We start from the raw sequence: 17591 nt of genomic DNA on the forward strand, positions 1-17591 counted from the left end.
GTGAACACAGACCTCAGAGTCCGGTTGGGCGGCCTGGAGCTGCCCAACCCGGTGGTGACCGCCGCCGGGTGCGCCGGTTCGGGCCGGGAACTGGCCCAGTTCTTCGACATCGCCGGGATCGGCGCCGTCACCACCAAGTCCGTGATGCTGGAACCGCACGCGGGGCGCCCGGCGCCCCGTATGGCGGAGACGCCCAGCGGCATGCTCAGCACCACGGGGATGCAGGGCCCGGGGGTGGACGTGTTCCTCCAGCGCGACCTGCCGTGGCTGTTGTCCCGGGGCGGCCGGGCCATCGTGTCCGTGGCCGGGTCGGGGACGGCCGAGTTCGGCGAGCTGGCCCGGCGGATCTCCGCCGAGCCCGGGGTGGACGCGATCGAGGTGAACCTGTCGTGCCCGGACCCGGCCGATCCGGCCGGACGCCGGTTCGCCGATGACCTCTCCCGGGCTGCCGCCGTGGTGAGCACGGTGCGCTCGCACGCCCGTTCCGACCTGCCGGTGCTGGCCAAGCTCGCGGCGGACGTGCCCGACGTGGTGGCGCTGGCGACGGCCTGCGCCGAGGCCCGGGCGGACGGTCTGTCGATGATCAACGCCGTGCGCGGTATGGCCGTGGACCCGCGCACCCTGCGTCCGGCCGTCGCCGGTGGCATGGGCGGTCTCTCCGGGCCGGCGATCCGACCGCTGGCCGTGGGGTGCGTGTTCCGGGTGCACGAGGCGCTGCCCGAGGTGCCGATCATCGGCATGGGCGGGGTGCGCACCGGCGCCGACGTCGTGGAGTTCATGGCGGCCGGGGCCAGCGCGGTGGCGGTGGGCACGATCAACTTCTCCGACCCCTCGGCCTGTGTGCGGGTGCTGCGCGAGTTCACCGAGGCGTTGGAGGCCAGGGGCGTGTCCCGGGCCCGGGACCTGGTGGGCGCGGCCCACCGGCCCGGAGTCGGCGTGTGAGGTCGGTTCCCGGGCGACGCACGCCCTGACCGGCCTGAACGGCGCTGAGGTGGCGCTGTGCGACCGAACGCCCGCGCCCTGGTACGGAAAGACCCGGAAGCGGGCAAAAGCCGCCTATGGCCCTGTGGGCGGTCGTTACGGCGAAGTGACAGGGCCGGGCGCATGAAGCGCCCGGTTCTGGGAATCGCACACCTTGACGGTGTGCACAGGACAGTGAACGTGCATCCGTAATCACGTTCGTAAGAACGTTCGCGGATGCGGCGCATCGGCCACGAGAGCCGATGGCACACGAGGGGAGAAACCGAGATGACCGCGCCTTCCGCGCCCATCGCAGTCGCGATCGACGCCCAGGAGATCGAGACCGCGGCGACATGGGCCTCGGCGGTCGCCCCCCACGTCAGCACGGTCAAGGTGGGGCTGGAGCTCTACCTGCGCTACGGCCCCGAGGTGGTCGACGCCGTGCGCGGCGCCAACCCCGTCGGGGTCTTCCTCGACCTCAAGCTCCACGACATCCCGGCCACGGTCGCCGGGGCGGCGCGCAGCGTCGCCGGGCTCCGGCCCGCCATCCTGACCGTGCACGCCGGGGGAGGGGCGGACATGATCCGGGCCGCGGTGGAGGCGGCCCCGGATACCCGGATCGCCGCCGTGACGGTGCTCACCTCGATGACCGAGAAGGACCTGGAGCAGGTGGGGCTGCTCGGGCCGGCTCGCGACGCGGTGCGCCGACTGGCGGTGCTGGCGGTGGGCGCCGGGGCGCGAGCCCTGGTCTGTTCACCGCAGGAGGTGGCCCTGGTGCGCGCCGAAGTGGGCCCGGACATCACCCTGATCACGCCGGGCGTGCGCCCGGTCGGGGCGGACAGGGGTGACCAGTCCCGGGTGGCGACCCCGGAGGAGGCCATCGCGGCCGGGGCGGACCTTCTGGTCATCGGCCGCCCCATCACCCGGGCGCCCGACCCCGGCGCGGCGGCGGCCGCCATCGCGGAGACCGTGCGCCGCGCCGGGGCGAGCGTTTGACGCCAGGGAAGGACTATTTACGGTCACAGAGGGTCACTGATTCGGTATGCCCCAAATGCGGAATCCGGAGCTGTGAGTGACCTGGCTCACCCCTCTGTGAGCTGCGCAGGTGACATGCTTTGCGGGGCGTCCAATCGGGACCAAGGTCCCCATTTTTATCTCTTAGTGCAATTGAATGACTACCCTGTGTAGTTAGTTCGATGAAATAGCCGCTGAAAGGGCACTTTACGTTGCCTAACAGGGGTCAGACCTACTAACTTGCGCAGGCGTCCGCCCTCTACAAACGAGTAGAAATCCGAGGTGACCCGGCGTGGCCCTTCCTCCCCTCACACCCGAGCAGCGCAGCGCGGCTCTTGAGAAGGCCGCCAAGGCCAGAAAAGAACGCGCTGAGGTCAAGAACAAGCTGAAGAACGGTGGCATCTCGCTGTCCAAGGTGCTCGCCGACGGGCTCAAGGACGACGTCATCGGCAAGATGAAGGTCTCGGCTCTGCTTGAGTCCCTTCCCGGCGTCGGCAAGGTCCGGGCCAAGCAGATCATGGAGCGGCTCAACATCGCCGAGTCGCGCCGTGTCCGCGGTCTGGGCACGAACCAGCGCGCCGCCCTCGAAGCCGAGTTCGGCGACCTCACCAAGTAACACCGCGAACGCGGATTCCCGGTTCGCCGCGTCCCCCACAGACGCGGCGGCCCGGCCCGCGGCCTCGTGTCACCACCCTTGGTGGACCCGCACCGGGCCGTGACCACGATCGACCCCCTCCGGGGGCGGACCGTGCGTCACGGCCCGGTGGTATAAATGAAGCTTCCCGCGCCCGAACGCGAGGAGGATGACCCCGCACGCACCCGCCGTCCGCACGGTGGGCGATCCCGGGCCCGGAGCGACCCCGTCGCCGAGCACCCCGAGCGCGCCGCGGGCGGATGCCAAGGCCCGAAGGGAAGCCCGCAAGACCATGCCCGACCCAGAACAACGGCTGATCGTCCTGTCCGGACCCTCCGGTGTGGGCAAGAGCACGGTCGTCGCCGAGCTGCGTCGGGCCCACCCCGACGTGTGGCTCTCCGTGTCGGCGACCACGCGCGCCCCCCGGCCCGGCGAGGTCGACGGCGTCCAGTACCGCTTCGTCACCGACGAGGAGTTCGACCGGCTCATCGCCGACGGCGAACTCCTGGAGTGGGCGCGATTCGCGGGCAACCGCTACGGCACCCCGCGCCGCCCCGTCGAGGAACGGCTCTCGTCCGGACTGCCGGTCCTGCTGGAGATCGAACTCCAGGGCGCCCGCCAGATCCGCGAGACCATGCCCGAGGCCCTGCACGTCTTCCTGGCGCCGCCCTCCTGGGAGGAACTGGTCCGCCGGCTCACCGGACGCGGCACCGAGTCCGAAGAGGTCATCCGGCGCCGCCTGGAGGCCGCCAAGGTCGAACTCGCCTCCGAGAAGGAGTTCGACACCACCCTGGTCAACACGTCCGTGCAGGACGTGTGCGCCGAACTGCTAGCGTTGATCACCGCGTCCGAGGTGTGATAACGGCGCCGGCACCGCCGGGCCCGCGTACCCTGGTACACCGCACCTCGCATCCGAACCTTCCTGGGGGTAATCGAAAGTGGCTGGAACCGAGCCCGTCGCCGAAGGCATCACCAATCCGCCGATCGACGATCTGCTCGATCTGGTGGACAGCAAGTACAGCCTGGTCACCATGGCCTCCAAGCGGGCCCGCCAGATCAACGCCTACTACGCCCAGCTGGGCGAGGGGCTGCTGGAGTACGTCGGCCCGTTGGTCGAGACCCAGGTGCAGGAGAAGTCGCTGTCCATCGCCCTGCGCGAGATCAAGTCCGGTCTCCTCACCGCGGAGCCCTTCGAGGGCACCTGAGAACCGACCTGGTAGAACTCCTGTCTGTGAGTGACACAGGAAACAAGCCCCAGGTCGTCCTCGGCGTCGGCGGCGGTATCGCCGCCTACAAGGTGTGCGAACTGCTCCGCCGACTGACCGAGTCCGGCCATCGCGTCCGGGTCGTGCCCACGGACGAGGCCCTGCGCTTCGTCGGTGAGCCCACCTGGGCGGCGTTGTCCGGGCAACCCGTGGCCACCGGGGTGTGGGACGCCGTGCACGAGGTCCCGCACGTGCGCATCGGCCAGTCCGCCGACCTCGTCCTCGTCGCCCCGGCCACCGCCAACATCCTGGCCAAGGCAGCCGCCGGCCTCGCCGACGATCTGTTGACCAACACCCTGCTGACCGCCCGCTGTCCGGTGGTGTTCGCACCCGCGATGCACACCGAGATGTGGGAGCACCCGGCCACACGGGCCAACGTCGGGACACTGCGCTCGCGCGGCGCGATCGTCCTGGATCCGGCCGTGGGCCGGCTCACCGGAGCCGATACCGGCCGGGGGCGCCTGCCCGAACCGGCCGAGCTCTTCGAGGCCGCCCGGCTGGCCTTGCGCCGCGGCGCGGCCGTCCCCGACCTCGCCGGGCGCCGCGTGGTCATCTCCGCCGGCGGGACCCGCGAGTCCATCGACCCGGTCCGTTTCATCGGCAACCACTCCTCCGGCAAACAGGGCTACGCCCTGGCCCGCACCGCGGTCGCCCGGGGCGCCGACGTGACGTTGGTCGCCGCCAACGTCTCGCTGTCCGACCCGGCCGGCGCGCGGGTGGTCCAGGTGACCTCGGCCGTGGAACTGGCGGAGGTCATGGAGGCCGAGCGCGCCGACGCCGACGTCATCGTGATGAGCGCCGCCGTGGCCGACTTCCGGCCCGCCGCCAGCGTCACCTCCAAGATCAAGAAGTCCGGTGCCGCACCCGCGCCCATCGAACTGGTCGAGAACCCCGACGTCCTGGCCGGCCTGGTGGCCGCCCGGAAACGGGAGGGCACCGGGCAGATCATCGTCGGTTTCGCCGCCGAGACCGACGACGTCCTCGCCAACGGTCGTGCCAAACTGGCCAGGAAGGGCTGCGACCTGCTCGTGGTCAACCAGGTCGGCGGGGGCCGCGCCTTCGGCACCGAGGACAACCAGGCCGTCGTCCTGGGCTCCGATGGCACCGCCGTGGAGATCCCGTACGGGCCCAAGGAGGACCTCGCCGATCGGGTGTGGGACCTCGTGGGAGAACGTTCACCCCGGTGACCCGCAGGCCTCCGGGACTGGATTTCCCACCGTCCGGTACGACACACTTCCATCGGGCACCCGCGACCGACGAGGTCGTCCGGGGGTCCCCGTCCCCACCGGTCCCGTTACAGTGGACCGATAACCAACCGCATCGGTCGGTATTGACCGTCCCGGCAGGTCGTCGGGCGCGTCGTGCCGCGCCGTCCCATGTCAGCCAGCAGCCGCTGCAAGGAGTCACGCAACGTGTCCCGCCGCCTTTTCACCTCCGAGTCGGTCACCGAGGGCCATCCCGACAAGATGGCCGACCAGATCAGTGACGCGATCCTCGACGCGATGCTCACCCACGACCCCGCCAGCCGGGTCGCCGTCGAGACGCTGATCACCACCGGTCAGGTCCACATCGCGGGTGAGGTCACCACCCAGACCTACGTCGACATCCCCGCCATCGTGCGCGAGACGATCCTGCGGATCGGGTACGACTCGTCCGCCAAGGGGTTCGACGGTGACTCCTGCGGGGTCAACGTCTCCATCGACGCCCAGTCCCCCGACATCGCCCAGGGCGTCGACACCGCCTACGAGGCCAGGGTCGAGCACGAGGACGACGCCCTCAACCGCCAGGGCGCGGGCGACCAGGGCCTGATGTTCGGCTACGCCAACCGGGAGACCCCGGAGCTGATGCCGCTGCCGATCAAGCTGGCCCACTCGCTGGCCGAGCGCCTGGCCGAGGTCCGCCGCAACGGCACCGTGCCCTACCTGCGCCCTGACGGCAAGACCCAGGTCACGGTCGAGTACGACGGCCAGACCCCGGTCCGCCTGGACACGGTCGTGGTCTCCAGCCAGCACTCCGCCGACATCAGCCTGGAGGAGCTGCTCGCCCCGGACATCCGCGAGCACGTCATCGAGCCGGTGGTGACCGCCTTCGGCCTGGAGTCCGACGACTACCGCCTGCTGGTCAACCCGACCGGTCGTTTCGAGATCGGCGGTCCGATGGGCGACGCCGGCCTGACCGGCCGCAAGATCATCGTGGACACCTACGGCGGCTACGCCCGTCACGGTGGCGGCGCCTTCTCCGGCAAGGACCCGTCGAAGGTGGACCGTTCGGCCGCCTACGCGATGCGCTGGGTCGCCAAGAACATCGTCGCGGCCGAGCTGGCCGAGCGCGCCGAGGTCCAGGTCGCCTACGCCATCGGCAAGGCGCACCCGGTCGGCGTGTTCATCGAGACCTTCGGCACCGAGAAGGTCTCCCCGGAGCTGATCGAGAAGGCCGTCAAGGAGGTCTTCGACCTGCGTCCGGCCGCGATCGTGCGGGACCTGGACCTGCTGCGTCCCATCTACTCCAAGACCGCCGCCTACGGCCACTTCGGCCGCGAGCTGCCGGAGTTCACCTGGGAGCGCACCGACCGCGCAGCCGCGCTGCGGTCGTTCGCGGGGGGCTGAGGCCTCGACGCATCGACGACGAGGGGGTGGGCGACCGGTCGCCCACCCCCTCGTCCGCGTTCCGCGGGCATGGCGCACGTTCAAGGTGAACACTCTGTGTTATTAAATAAATACATATAGTTATGTGTCGTACGTGGAGGAAGCACCATGGCCGTAGCGGCGGCGATGTCAGCGGTGGGCCTGGCCGCGCTCGTGTCCCTGCCGGGGATCCAAGCGCCGGAACTGGTGGGGGAGAAGGAGGTCGTCCCCGGTGCGGAGAGCCTGCACGTGACGTTGCAGAGCGCCGAACGGGAGCGGCTGGACCCCGGGGACCGGGTGGAGTACACGATCAAGGTCCGCAACTCGGGAGCGTCGGACGTGCCCGAGGCCGAGGTCGTCCACTTCCTGCCCACCACCATGCGCTATGTCGGGGGCACGGAGGGGGCCGAGGTGGACGGTGGCCGGGTCGTCTGGGCACGGCCGTTGGCGGCGGGGGAGCGGACCTCGCTGAAACTCACCGGCGAACTGACCGGGGTCCCCGAGGGGGCGTCGCGTCCGGTGTCGACGGTGTGCCTGCGCTCCGGGACGGAGGGGGTGCTGACCTCCTGCGCGTCACAGGAGCACGAGGTGCGCAAACGGCTGTCCCCCCTGTGGACCGGTGTGACCGCGGTCGGCCTGCTCGGGATCCTGGCCCTCGCCGGAGGGGGGATCGCGAGCCACGTCAGGTCCCGCGGGTCCCGGCCGACGCCGGAGGAGCCCGCGGACCACGTGCCCGGGGACAACGCGCCAGGGGAGACACCCGACATCGGGACCTCTCCCGGGGCGACCGTCCACCGGCTGGACGCGCGTCGCTAGGACCCGGGCGGGAGGGGGCGGGGGAGATCCCTCCGAGTCCGTGAGAACGCGCGAAGACGGGCCCGTGCCCCTTCGGACACGGACCCGCCCTGGAGGAAAGGCCTCAGCTCAGGTCGTCGAGCGCCTTCTCCGCCTCGGCCAGCCACGAACGGCGGGCCTCCAGCGCCTCCTCGAACTCCTTGACACGACGGGCGTCGTTGTTCGCCCGCGCCTTCTCCAGCTTCTTCTCCAGATCGGCGATCGCCGTGGAGAGCTGTCCGACCGTGGCCGCGGCGCGCGCCCGGGCCTCGGGGTTCTTACGCTCCCACTCGGTCTCCTCCGCCCGCCGGACCTCGTCCTCGACCTGGCGGAAGGCCCCTTCGAACCGGTCGCGCACATCGCGCGGCAGCTCGCCGGCCTCCTCCCAGGCCTCCTGGAAGTCGCGCAGCCGGGCGCGGGCCCGGCGCGGGTCGGAGATCAGGGCGCGGACCTCCGTCTGCGCCTCCACCAGGATCTTCTCCTTGGCGTCGGCGTTGACCCGCAGCTCCGCGTCGCGCTCGGCGAAGGTCGCGTTGCGCGCGTCGAAGAACCGGTCCTGGGCGGCCTTGAACCGGGCCCACAGGCGGTCCTCGCTGGTCCGGTCCGCGCGGCCGGTCTGCTTCCACCGCTGCATCAGGTCGCGGTAGGCGCGGGCGGTCTCGCCCCACTCGGTGGACTCGGCCAGGGCCTCGGCCTCGGAGACGATGCGCTCCTTCTCGGCCCGTACCGACTCGCGTTCCTGGTCCAGGTTGGCGAAGTAGGCCTTGCGCCGCTTGGAGAAGGAGTTGCGCGCCGCCGACATGCGCTTCCACAGCGCCTGCTCGGTGGGGCGGTCGGCCCGGGGGGCCTTCTTCCACTCCTCGATCAGCTGGAGCATCCGCTCGCCGCCGGACTTCCAGTGCGTGGTCTCCGCCGCGACCCGTTCGGCCTCGGCGACGATCCGCTCCTTGATCTCGCGGGCCTCGACACGGGCCTGCTCCTGGGCCTGCTTCTGCTCGACCTTGCGCTCCTCGGCGCGGTCGGCCAACGCGTCCAGCCGTCGGGTCAGGGCGTCCAGGTCACCGACCGCGTGCGCCTCCCGCACCGCGGAGCGGAGCTTGTCGATGTTCGACATCGCGGCGGCGGCGGACAGGTCGGTGGTCTTCAGCCGCTTCTCCAGCAGCTCCACCTCGGTGACCAGTGAGTCGTATTTTCGGCGGAAGAAGGCCAGGGCCTCCTCCGGCTCCCCCGCCTGCCACGATCCGACGACCCGCTCGCCTTCGCTCGTGCGCACGTAGACCGTGCCGTCGTCGTCTACGCGGCCCCAAGGGTCCGTGGTCACCGTGTCCTCCTGCTGTCATGAACCCGCGAGAGCGGGTTCGGGTCGTCGCGGTGTCTCTCGCCGAGCCATGATGGAGACCACTGTGCAGAGCAGGGTATCCATCCGATCCGATGATGACGACGCGCCGTGTCTCATCCATCCGTGCGGGCTTTTTCCGGGGCCCGTCATCGGTGTCCTCTGTAGTGCCGACCGCTGCCGGGGGCCGGCGGTCCCCTTTTCCGAAGGAGGCGCAGGTCGGGGCCACGGTGCACACGGGACGGTGACCAATATGGCATTACCACGCGCTTTGGCAAAGAGTCCGGGCGTGTGCGGTGATCGAATGGTGATCAAAAGAGCGCACACATGTGCTCATTCGGTCGCCCGTCTCCGTCCGCGTCGGTAGGCTCTGACCTACCCGAGGCCGCGATCGCCCCCCGGGCGTCACGACACCGATCCGAGGACAGGACGTCATCCGCCGTGCTCATCGCCGCGCTTCCCACCGGACCCCTCGCCGCGAACTGCTATGTGCCCGCGGCGGCCCCGGACGGTGAGTGCGTCATCGTCGATCCGGGACAGGACGCGGCCGAACCGGTGGCCAAGGTCCTCGCCGAGCACCGCTTGACCCCCGTCGCGATCCTGCTCACCCACGGGCATTTCGATCACGTCTGGTCGGCGGCCGAGATCGCCGACGCCCACGGTATCCCGGTGTACCTGCACGCGGCCGACCGCGACCTGCTCACCGATCCGGGCAAGGGGGTGGACGCCGCGTTCGCCGCGCAGTTGTCGGCCCTGTTGGGCCCGGGCCCGCACCGCGAGCCGACCCGCCTGATCGAGGTCGCCGACGGCGACGTGCTGGCCTTGGCCGGGGTGGAGTACACCGTCGCGCACACCCCGGGTCACACCCCGGGTTCGGTCGTCTACACCACCCGCAGCGAGGACGGCGTTCCGGTGATGTTCGCCGGTGACCTGGTCTTCGCCGGCTCCATCGGCCGTACGGACTTCCCCGGCGGGGACTCGGCCGCCATGGCGCGCAGCCTGACCGGGGCGGTGCTCTCGCGCGACGACGACACCCGTGTCCTGCCCGGTCACGGCCCCGCCACCACCGTCGGCCGCGAGCGCGCCACCAACCCGTACCTGCGCGATATCACCGGTTGACCGTCCGCCGCCGCCCCCGTCCGCTCCCTCGGTGATCAGGAGGCCGGGTGGTGGTGTTGCCGGTAGGATTCCAGATGTTCAGGGCCATGCCGTGCCCTTGTCCGGGGCCGAATCGGTCTCCCGGCACCCTCGCCCAGCCGTGTAGCTAGTGGACTTGGTAACTCATGCATCGTTACAGGACTCATACGTGTGGTCAGCTCCGCAAGGAGCATGTCGGGGAGCGGGTCGTCCTCTCCGGTTGGGTGCACAATCGCCGCGATCTGGGCGGTCTGCTCTTCGTCGACCTGCGTGACCACTACGGCATCACCCAGCTCACGGCACGTCCCGAGTCACCGGTGTTCGAGCAGCTCAGCCGGGTCTCCAAGGAGACGGTCATCCGTGTCACCGGTGAGGTGACGGCCCGCAGCGGCGAGAACGTCAACCCCAACCTGCCCACCGGCGAGATCGAGATCGACGCCGTCGACTTCGAGGTCCTCGGCACCACCGAGGAGCTTCCGCTCACCGTGTTCCCGGAGGACAACACCTCCGAGGAGCGCCGTCTCACCTACCGCTTCCTGGACCTGCGCCGGGAGCGGATGCACGAGAACATCATGCTGCGCTCGCGCGTGATCGCCTCGATCCGCCAGAAGATGACGGCCCTGGGCTTCAACGAGTTCCAGACCCCGATCCTGACCAGTTCCAGCCCCGAGGGCGCGCGCGACTTCCTGGTGCCGTCCCGGCTGCACCCGGGCAGGTTCTTCGCGCTGCCGCAGGCGCCGCAGCAGTTCAAGCAGCTGCTGATGATCGCCGGGTTCGACCGTTACTTCCAGATCGCGCCCTGCTTCCGCGACGAGGACAGTCGCGCGGACCGCTCGCCGGGTGAGTTCTACCAGCTCGACGTCGAGATGAGCTTCGTCGAGCAGGAGGACGTGTTCGAGGTCATCGAGAAGGTGATGACCGACGTCTTCCGCGAGTTCTCCGAGGGCTGGGAGATCACCTCCCCCTACCCGCGCGTCGCCTACCGGGACGCCCTCCAGTGGTACGGCACCGACAAGCCCGACCTGCGCGTGCCGATGAAGATGCTCGACGTCACCGAGCTGTTCGGCAAGACCGACTTCCGGGCCTTCGCGGGCAAGAAGGTCCGCGCCCTGGCGGTCCCCGAGGTCGGCGGTCAGCCGCGCAAGTTCTTCGACGGCATCGGCGACTTCGCGGTCGAGCAGGGCGCCAAGGGCCTGGCCTGGCTGAAGGTGGGCGAGAACGGCGAGCTGACCGGTCCCATCGCCAAGTTCGTCACCGAGATCTCCGACGAGCTGCTCTCCACCCTGGAGGCGGGTCCGGGCCACGGCCTGTTCTTCTGCGCGAGCGAGGACGAGGCGGAGATCAACCGCATCATGGCGCCGGTCCGGGTCGAGGCGGGCAAGCGCGCGGGACACTTCGAGGAGAAGGTCTACCGTTTCTGCTGGATCGTGGACTTCCCGATGTTCGAGCGCTCGGACGAGGGCGCGATCGAGTTCAGCCACAACCCGTTCTCGATGCCCCAGGGCGGCCTTGAGGCCCTGGAGACCCAGGACCCGCTGGACATCCTGGCGTGGCAGTACGACATCGTCTGCAACGGTGTGGAGCTGTCCTCGGGCGCGATCCGGAACCACTCTCCCGAGATCATGTACAAGGCGTTCGAGATCGCCGGGTACGACAAGGACGCGGTGGAGGCCGAGTTCGGCGGCATGCTCAAGGCGCTGAAGTTCGGGGCCCCGCCGCACGGTGGCATCGCCCCGGGCGTGGACCGGATCGTCATGCTCCTCGCCGACGAGCCCAACATCCGCGAGACGATCGCGTTCCCGCTCAACCAGAACGCCCAGGACCTGATGATGGGCGCGCCCTCCGCCGTGTCGGACAAGCAGCTGCGCGACATCCACGTGCGGTCGGTGCTGCCCCCGGCCGAGCAGAAGAAGTAGGACCACGTGTGAGCGCGGGGCCCCGGTCGCGAGATCGGGGCCCTCGTCGTGGGAGGGGCCTCCCGGAAACGTCACCGGTTCGACGGCGGGGAACCCGTCCATCGCCGCAGGTGGGCCGGTGGCACCGGAGCCCCGACGGCCGTCTCCGCGGTCGTGGGTCTTCTCGGAAGGAGAGGGCGCGAACGCGGACGAACCCTCGTCCACCCGCTCGCGACACCCCCGCGGAACGGGCCGAAGCGCCCGACGGGCGGATGCCGGCGCTCCGACGGCCGGTCGGGATCTCGACCGTGCTCCGCGAGCGTGATCCGGCGTGGGCGTCCGCCGCGTCGGATCAGAAGTGGTCGCTACCGAGGGCCTGCCCGATCGGGAACGTGTGGCGGGACGCGGCGCAGATCGTCTCCAGGGCGTGGACCGGGACGTCCTCGGTGGAATGGCCGACGCGCAGGACCTGCACCACCCACTCACCCGGGATCTCCAACAGGTCGGCCTCGTAGGGGGTCGCCGGGCGCACGGTCAGCGTCTCCACGGCGTGGTCGAACCGGTGGCCGAGATCCTCGATCGCGGCCTGGAGGGTCGGCAGCACGAAACCCTCTCCGTCCAGTCTGGTGTTCTCGCCGACGTCCACGCGAAAGTACGACGTGGAGATCCGGACCGGGACCCCGTCGGCCCAGAACATCTTCCGCCGGGCGATCACGCTGTCACCGGCTTCGACGCGCAGCCCCAGGGCGACGTGCTCGTTGGCGGGCTCCCGCCCGACGAACAGCATCCTCCGTTCCGGGGTGAGTCCCTGTTGCCCGGCTTCGGTGAGATACAGCGACTTCGAACCGCGTGTGCTCGGAGGCGTGGGCAGGGCGCGTTGCACCAGGACGCGGGGCCTCGGTCCGACCGGCCCGGCGGGCGCCTTGTGGGCGGGTTCCTCGGAGCCCGCCTTCTTCATCTGGGAGATCCGGCCGGGTGAGACCCCCAGGTGTCTGGCGATGTCCTCCTGCCGCATCCCGGCCTGTTGGGTCTCGATGATGGCGCCTCGTCGGATGCGGGAGAGTTCGACGCTCTGTGCTTGCAGTGTCGTCATGGCGGCCGACGCGGCGCGGGCCCGGTCCAGCGGGTCGGCGATGGCCGCGATGTCGTGCAGTGTCCGTGCGTCCAAGGGGAATCCTCACTTCGGGTGCTCCACTGTGGACTTTAGCCCCCCTATTGCGCCGCGCGAAAGGGTGGGTTACTGTCGTCACACGCAAGGCTTTAGCCCCCATAAAGTCCACGGTTCCGCGTCGGCTTGTGGGTGGTGGAGCGGTTGGCGGTCACACGTCCAGTGTGCCCCACTCCGTTCCGGCCGGGCGTGGTGCCGGGTGGTCCGGCTCCGCGGTCACGACCACAGGGCGACCGTTCCGATGACGCGTGGTGCCGGGTCTCCCGACCGCGGCACCCCTGGAGGTGTGCACATGGCGCGCTACCGCTGCTCGAACCCCACCGAGGCCGTGACGGTCCGGGCCCGAGCCCGCGCCCCGGCCCGACGCCTCGGATGCCGGACGCCCTCGTTCACCGCCACCGGGTCCCCGCTCCGGAGCCCGTCCCGGGCGGCGGCACCGAGGCGATCGCCCACCGGCCCATCGGCCGGGCCGGACCCCGTCCCCGCGAACGCCCGGCCGCACCCGACCGCGGGACCACGCGCGACCCGCCGCCACACCCGAATGGAGCCCACGATGACCGACCGCACCGAATCCGACCCGATCCCGGACGACCTCACTCCCGCCGAACGCGACGCGGTCCTGCGCCAGGGCCGGATCATCGCCGACCAGCGCGCCGCCGGCGCCCCGCTCCTGGGCGATCCCGGCCGCGAGTACCGCCACGGCGACTGAACCCCCCCCGTCCCGCCCTCCGATCGACCCGGAGGCGAGGACATCGGGGCGGCTGAGCGGGGGTGACGCGTTCGCACGCATCACCCCGCTTCTCCGTGAGCACCTCTTCTTCCGGAGGAAACGGTCATAAGACACCTACGTGATGTAATCGTTCAGGTTTTTCGGGAAAACCTGGCCGAACATGGCCTCGAATGACCTGTCCGGATGCGCCGGGGCCGCACATCCCCTACCGTTGGGGGCGAATCACCCTTCCCCATCGCCCGGTGCCCGTGTTCTCGGGAGTGAACGCGCCGCACCACGGGGGAGCCCTCTTCGCCGGGGGGCGGAATGGTGGTGGAGTGCTTTCTGCGCCGTCGAGTCACGCGAGCGTAACGATTCGTGACCTGAGATCGGTCGTCAGAGACCCCCGGGGTCGACGCACACCGATCATCCCCATGACGGTGAACCGCGTCGACCCCTATCGCACGAGGTCCCACGGGTGACACGAGATGGAGACGGAGCCGGTCTCCCCGATGAGCGACTCGGAGACCGTTTCGCCCCCGACACTAGAATGAGCCGAATCGGAATGTCCGCAGGGGTGACCGTGCTCGGACACGGGTGTGACGTCCGAGACGACATGAGGATTGAGTCCGTGAACGTAGAACGTGCTACAGGCGGTGGTTCGGAGGGCGAGCTCACGGGGGCGTTCTTCCACGCACCCGAGGCCATGGTGCTCACCTCGGCCGACGGCTCGATCCGGCATGCCAACGTCTCCTTCCGTGAACTCTTCGACCGCGAGGAGGGCGATCTCGCGGGACACCGCTGGTTCGACCTCCTGGAAGAGGAGGACGGCCGCGCCGCCGCCCGCTTCCACCGGGAGTCCCTCAACGGGCACCGCCCCCGGCGGCTCAAGATCTCCATCACCGCCAAGACGTTCCACCTGGCCGAGGCCGAGGTGCGCCCCCTCCCCGACGACGACGCCGCGATCGTCCTCGTGCACGTCCTCTCCACCGAGGAGACCGACCTGCGGGTCATCGGTGAACTGCGCACGGACAACTCCGACTCCGTCCTGTGGAGCCTGGACCTGGGCACCGGGCGATTGCGCGAACTCTTCGGCCCGACCCCGCTCGGCTCGCTCCTGGCCGGCAACGACCGCGAACTCGACCGCATCCTGGAGCGCGTCCACCCCGACGACATCGCCCGGGTCCGCGACGCCATGGCGACCTCCTTCGCCGGCCGCGACTACGAACAGCGCTTCCGCGTCTTCGACCGCCTCGGAGACGAACGCTCCCTTCACGTCCGCGCCCGGTTCGTGTCCGGCGACCCCGACCGCCTGGTCGGCATCGTCGACGACGTCACCGAGCACGTCCAGCTCGTCCGCAGGCTCGCCGACCGCCGTCGCACCGAGGCCGAGCACGGCCGCCTGGTCACGGAGCTGTCCTCCAAACTCGTCTCGGCCACCACCGTCGACAAGGTCATGGACCTGCTCAGTGAGGAGTTCCTGCCGATCTTCGGCGGTCACATGGCGGTGGCCATGTACGTGGAGGACAACGTCCTGCGCACCTCGCCCGGCACCCGCGAACGCGGCAACGTCGGCCTCATAGACGGTCGCCGCGCCGACGACACCAACTACCCGATGGGCGCGGTCATCCAGGACCGCCAACCGCGCTTCTTCGAGAGCCGGGCCGAGGTCATCAGCCGTTTCCCGACCGCCGTCGACCTCATGCGCCACAACGACTCCAAGTCACAGGCCTGGGCGACCGTGCCGATCTTCGGCGACAGCAAGGTGGCCCTGGGGGTGTGGCAGATGGTGTGGGACCGTCCCCACCACGCCAGCCGCGACGAGCGCGCCCTCATGCTGACCTTCGCCGGCCTGGCCGGCCAGGCCCTCCAGAGGATCAAGGCCCAACAGGCCGAACTGGAACTGGCCGACGCCGTCCAACGGCGCATGCTGCCCCGCGAGGTGGCCAGCTTCCCCGACCTGGACATCGCCACCAAGTACCTTCCCTCCCGCGCCGACTGGCGGATCTGCGGCGACTTCTACGACGTCATCGAACTTCCCGGCGGCAAGGTCGGTCTGCTGGTCGGCGACGTACAGGGACACGGTGTCGAGGCCGCGGCCGCCATGGGCCAGATCCGGGTGGCCTTTCGCGCCTACGCCAGCAACCAGTCCGATCCCGGCGTCGTCCTGGGGGAGACCAACCGGCTGCTCACCGACACCGGCGAGATCGTCTTCGCCACCTGCGGCTACCTCGTCCTGGACCGGGAGAAGGGCATCATGCAGGCCGCCTGGGCGGGGCAACCGCCCGTGGTGCTCGCCGACCTCGACGGCTTCGAGACGTGGGAACCCGAGACCGGTCCGCCCCTGGGCGTGCTCCCCGACACCGAGTACACCGTCACCACCCGGGTCCTGGACCCGTCCACCACCCTGCTGATCTGCTCGGACGGACTGGTGGAGAGCAGCGAGGTGCGCATGGAGGACGGACTGGCCAAGGTCGGCGCCGCGCTGTCCGAACACTGCGAGGACCCCGACGGGGCCTCCCACGTGCTGGCGGAGATGGCCCCGGCCGGGCGCGGCGACGACATCGCGATCCTCATCGCCCGAATGCGCCGCCCGGCCGCCTGAGAGCCCACCCGGTCCGCGCGTTCGGACACGGACGGTCGTCGTCACCGCCTACCCTGGACGGGTGTCCGAAACGCTGTTCGACGACGCCGGGGCCGAGGCCGCCAGGGGACAGGAGCCGCTCGCCGTGCGCATGCGGCCGCGCACCCTCGACGAGGTCATGGGCCAACGCCACCTCCTGGGCTCGGGCAGTCCGCTGCGCCGCCTGGTCGAGGACGACGCGCCCATGTCCGTGTTCCTGTGGGGCCCGCCGGGGACCGGCAAGACCACCCTGGCCACCGTGGTCAGCAAGGCCACCAGACGTCGCTTCGTGGAACTGTCCGCGGTCAACGCCGGGGTCAAGGACGTGCGCGCGGTCATCGAGGAGGCCCGCCGGCGCATGGGCATGAACGGCACCCGCACCCTGCTGTTCGTCGACGAGGTCCACCGCTTCAACAAGACCCAGCAGGACGCCCTGCTGCCCGCGGTGGAGAACCGGTGGGTCAGCTTCATCGGCGCCACCACCGAGAACCCCTTCTTCTCCGTGGTCGGCCCGCTGCTGTCCCGCTCCCTGCTGCTGACCCTGGAATCCCTGGACGACGCCGACGTGCGTGTCCTGCTGTCGCGCGCGCTGACCGACGAACGCGGACTGGACGGGCGCTACACGCTCACCGACGAGGCCGCCGACCACCTGGTGCGGCTGGCCGGCGGCGACGGCCGGCGCTCCCTCACCTACCTGGAGGCCGGCGCCCTCGTGGCCGGGCCGCCCGCCGCCGAACCGGTGGAGATCACCGCCGAGCACGTCGAGAGCGCCGTGGACCGTCACGCCGTGCGCTACGACCGCTCCGGAGACCAGCACTACGACGTCGTCAGCGCGTTCATCAAGAGCATGCGCGGCAGTGACCCCGACGCGGCCCTGCACTACCTGGCCCGCATGATCGAGGCGGGGGAGGACCCCCGGTTCATCGCCCGCCGCATCGTCGTGCACGCCAGCGAGGACGTCGGCATGGCCGACCCCACAGCGCTCCAGACGGCCGTGGCCGCCGCACAGGCGGTCGAACTCATCGGCATGCCGGAGGCGCGCATCAACCTCGCCCAGGCGGTGATCCACATCAGCCTGGCGCCCAAGTCCAACGCCGTCATCACCGCCATCGACGCCGCCATGGCCGACGTGCGCAAGGGCAACGCCGGGCCGGTCCCCTCCCACCTGAGGGACGGCCACTACAAGGGCGCCGCCGACCTCGGCCACGGCAAGGGCTACCGCTACGCCCACGACTACCCGGGCGGGGTCGCGCCCCAGACGCACGCGCCCGAGGGTCTCACCGACCGCGAGTACTACCGGCCCACCGAACACGGCGCCGAACGCCGGATCTCCGAGGTCCTGCGACGCATCAAGGGCGTTCTGCGCGGCGGGTGACCCCCCACCGCGCGAGG

15 protein-coding genes are annotated in these 17591 nt (G+C 70.3%); 13 read left to right on the forward strand and 2 right to left on the reverse strand.

Annotation, left to right across the window (positions count from 1 at the left end):
• From RM479_RS10485 to RM479_RS10520, 8 genes are all read left to right on the forward strand, one after another.
• Entirely contained in the window at positions 1 to 942 is a 942-nt protein-coding gene (locus RM479_RS10485; RefSeq protein WP_311511515.1) for a dihydroorotate dehydrogenase, read from the forward strand.
• A gap of 306 nt (positions 943 to 1248) precedes the next feature.
• Positions 1249 to 1956 (forward strand): orotidine-5'-phosphate decarboxylase, encoded by a 708-nt coding sequence (gene pyrF, locus RM479_RS10490; RefSeq protein WP_311511516.1) that lies wholly within the window; start codon positions 1249 to 1251, stop codon positions 1954 to 1956.
• Positions 1957 to 2266: 310 nt separating this feature from the next.
• A complete protein-coding gene (mihF, locus tag RM479_RS10495) occupies positions 2267 to 2590 on the forward strand; it encodes an integration host factor, actinobacterial type (protein ID WP_073384130.1) in 324 nt (107 codons plus the stop codon).
• A gap of 310 nt (positions 2591 to 2900) precedes the next feature.
• Positions 2901 to 3467, forward strand: coding sequence for a guanylate kinase (gene gmk / locus RM479_RS10500; RefSeq protein WP_311511517.1), 567 nt, complete (start codon positions 2901 to 2903; stop codon positions 3465 to 3467).
• A gap of 79 nt (positions 3468 to 3546) precedes the next feature.
• Positions 3547 to 3813: a DNA-directed RNA polymerase subunit omega gene (rpoZ, locus tag RM479_RS10505; protein WP_274812044.1), complete on the forward strand. Its 267-nt coding sequence runs from the start codon at positions 3547 to 3549 to the stop codon at positions 3811 to 3813.
• 26 nt (positions 3814 to 3839) lie between these two features.
• Complete coding sequence (gene coaBC / locus RM479_RS10510; RefSeq protein ID WP_311511518.1) at positions 3840 to 5060, forward strand: bifunctional phosphopantothenoylcysteine decarboxylase/phosphopantothenate--cysteine ligase CoaBC; 1221 nt, start codon at positions 3840 to 3842, stop codon at positions 5058 to 5060.
• A 225-nt stretch (positions 5061 to 5285) separates the two neighbouring features.
• Positions 5286 to 6479, forward strand: coding sequence for a methionine adenosyltransferase (gene metK / locus RM479_RS10515; RefSeq protein ID WP_311511519.1), 1194 nt, complete (start codon positions 5286 to 5288; stop codon positions 6477 to 6479).
• A 147-nt stretch (positions 6480 to 6626) separates the two neighbouring features.
• Positions 6627 to 7313, forward strand: a complete 687-nt coding sequence (locus RM479_RS10520; RefSeq protein ID WP_311511520.1) for a hypothetical protein — start codon at positions 6627 to 6629, stop codon at positions 7311 to 7313.
• Between the two features lie 103 nt (positions 7314 to 7416).
• On the opposite strand, the gene RM479_RS10525 is transcribed toward RM479_RS10520, so the two are convergent.
• On the reverse strand, positions 7417 to 8652 hold the full coding sequence (locus RM479_RS10525) for a DUF349 domain-containing protein (RefSeq protein WP_311511521.1): 1236 nt from the start codon (positions 8650 to 8652) through the stop codon (positions 7417 to 7419).
• Positions 8653 to 9108: 456 nt separating this feature from the next.
• Here RM479_RS10525 and RM479_RS10530 point away from each other — a divergent pair, with 456 nt between their 5' ends.
• The gene (locus tag RM479_RS10530; RefSeq protein WP_311511522.1) at positions 9109 to 9786 is read left to right on the forward strand and encodes an MBL fold metallo-hydrolase; all 678 of its coding nucleotides are present in this window, start codon (positions 9109 to 9111) and stop codon (positions 9784 to 9786) included.
• Positions 9787 to 9950: 164 nt separating this feature from the next.
• Positions 9951 to 11720 (forward strand): aspartate--tRNA ligase, encoded by a 1770-nt coding sequence (gene aspS, locus RM479_RS10535; protein WP_311511523.1) that lies wholly within the window; start codon positions 9951 to 9953, stop codon positions 11718 to 11720.
• 331 nt (positions 11721 to 12051) lie between these two features.
• Here the strand turns inward: aspS and RM479_RS10540 are convergent, their stop codons facing one another.
• Complete coding sequence (locus RM479_RS10540; RefSeq protein WP_311511524.1) at positions 12052 to 12867, reverse strand: GntR family transcriptional regulator; 816 nt, start codon at positions 12865 to 12867, stop codon at positions 12052 to 12054.
• Positions 12868 to 13420: 553 nt separating this feature from the next.
• Here RM479_RS10540 and RM479_RS10545 point away from each other — a divergent pair.
• The 3 genes from RM479_RS10545 (at position 13421) to RM479_RS10555 (ending at position 17574) form a co-directional block, all read left to right on the forward strand.
• Entirely contained in the window at positions 13421 to 13576 is a 156-nt protein-coding gene (locus tag RM479_RS10545; protein WP_274812054.1) for a hypothetical protein, read from the forward strand.
• Between the two features lie 631 nt (positions 13577 to 14207).
• Complete coding sequence (locus RM479_RS10550) at positions 14208 to 16181, forward strand: SpoIIE family protein phosphatase (protein ID WP_311511525.1); 1974 nt, start codon at positions 14208 to 14210, stop codon at positions 16179 to 16181.
• Positions 16182 to 16242: 61 nt separating this feature from the next.
• The gene (locus tag RM479_RS10555) at positions 16243 to 17574 is read left to right on the forward strand and encodes a replication-associated recombination protein A (protein ID WP_274812056.1); all 1332 of its coding nucleotides are present in this window, start codon (positions 16243 to 16245) and stop codon (positions 17572 to 17574) included.
• The last annotated feature ends 17 nt before the right edge of the window (positions 17575 to 17591 follow it).

The sequence above is a fragment of the Nocardiopsis lambiniae genome, from assembly GCF_031845465.1.
Lineage (GTDB): Bacteria > Actinomycetota > Actinomycetes > Streptosporangiales > Streptosporangiaceae > Nocardiopsis > Nocardiopsis lambiniae.

Bases quoted from the DNA above. Each gene is read 5' to 3' on its own strand.
- pyrF (WP_311511516.1), top strand. From the start codon at position 1,249: ATGACCGCGCCTTCCGCGCCCATCGCAGTCGCGATCGACGCCCAGGAG.
- gmk (WP_311511517.1), top strand. From the start codon at position 2,901: ATGCCCGACCCAGAACAACGGCTGATCGTCCTGTCCGGACCCTCCGGT.
- RM479_RS10520 (WP_311511520.1), top strand. From the start codon at position 6,627: ATGGCCGTAGCGGCGGCGATGTCAGCGGTGGGCCTGGCCGCGCTCGTG.
- aspS (WP_311511523.1), top strand. From the start codon at position 9,951: ATGCATCGTTACAGGACTCATACGTGTGGTCAGCTCCGCAAGGAGCAT.
- RM479_RS10545 (WP_274812054.1), top strand. From the start codon at position 13,421: ATGACCGACCGCACCGAATCCGACCCGATCCCGGACGACCTCACTCCC.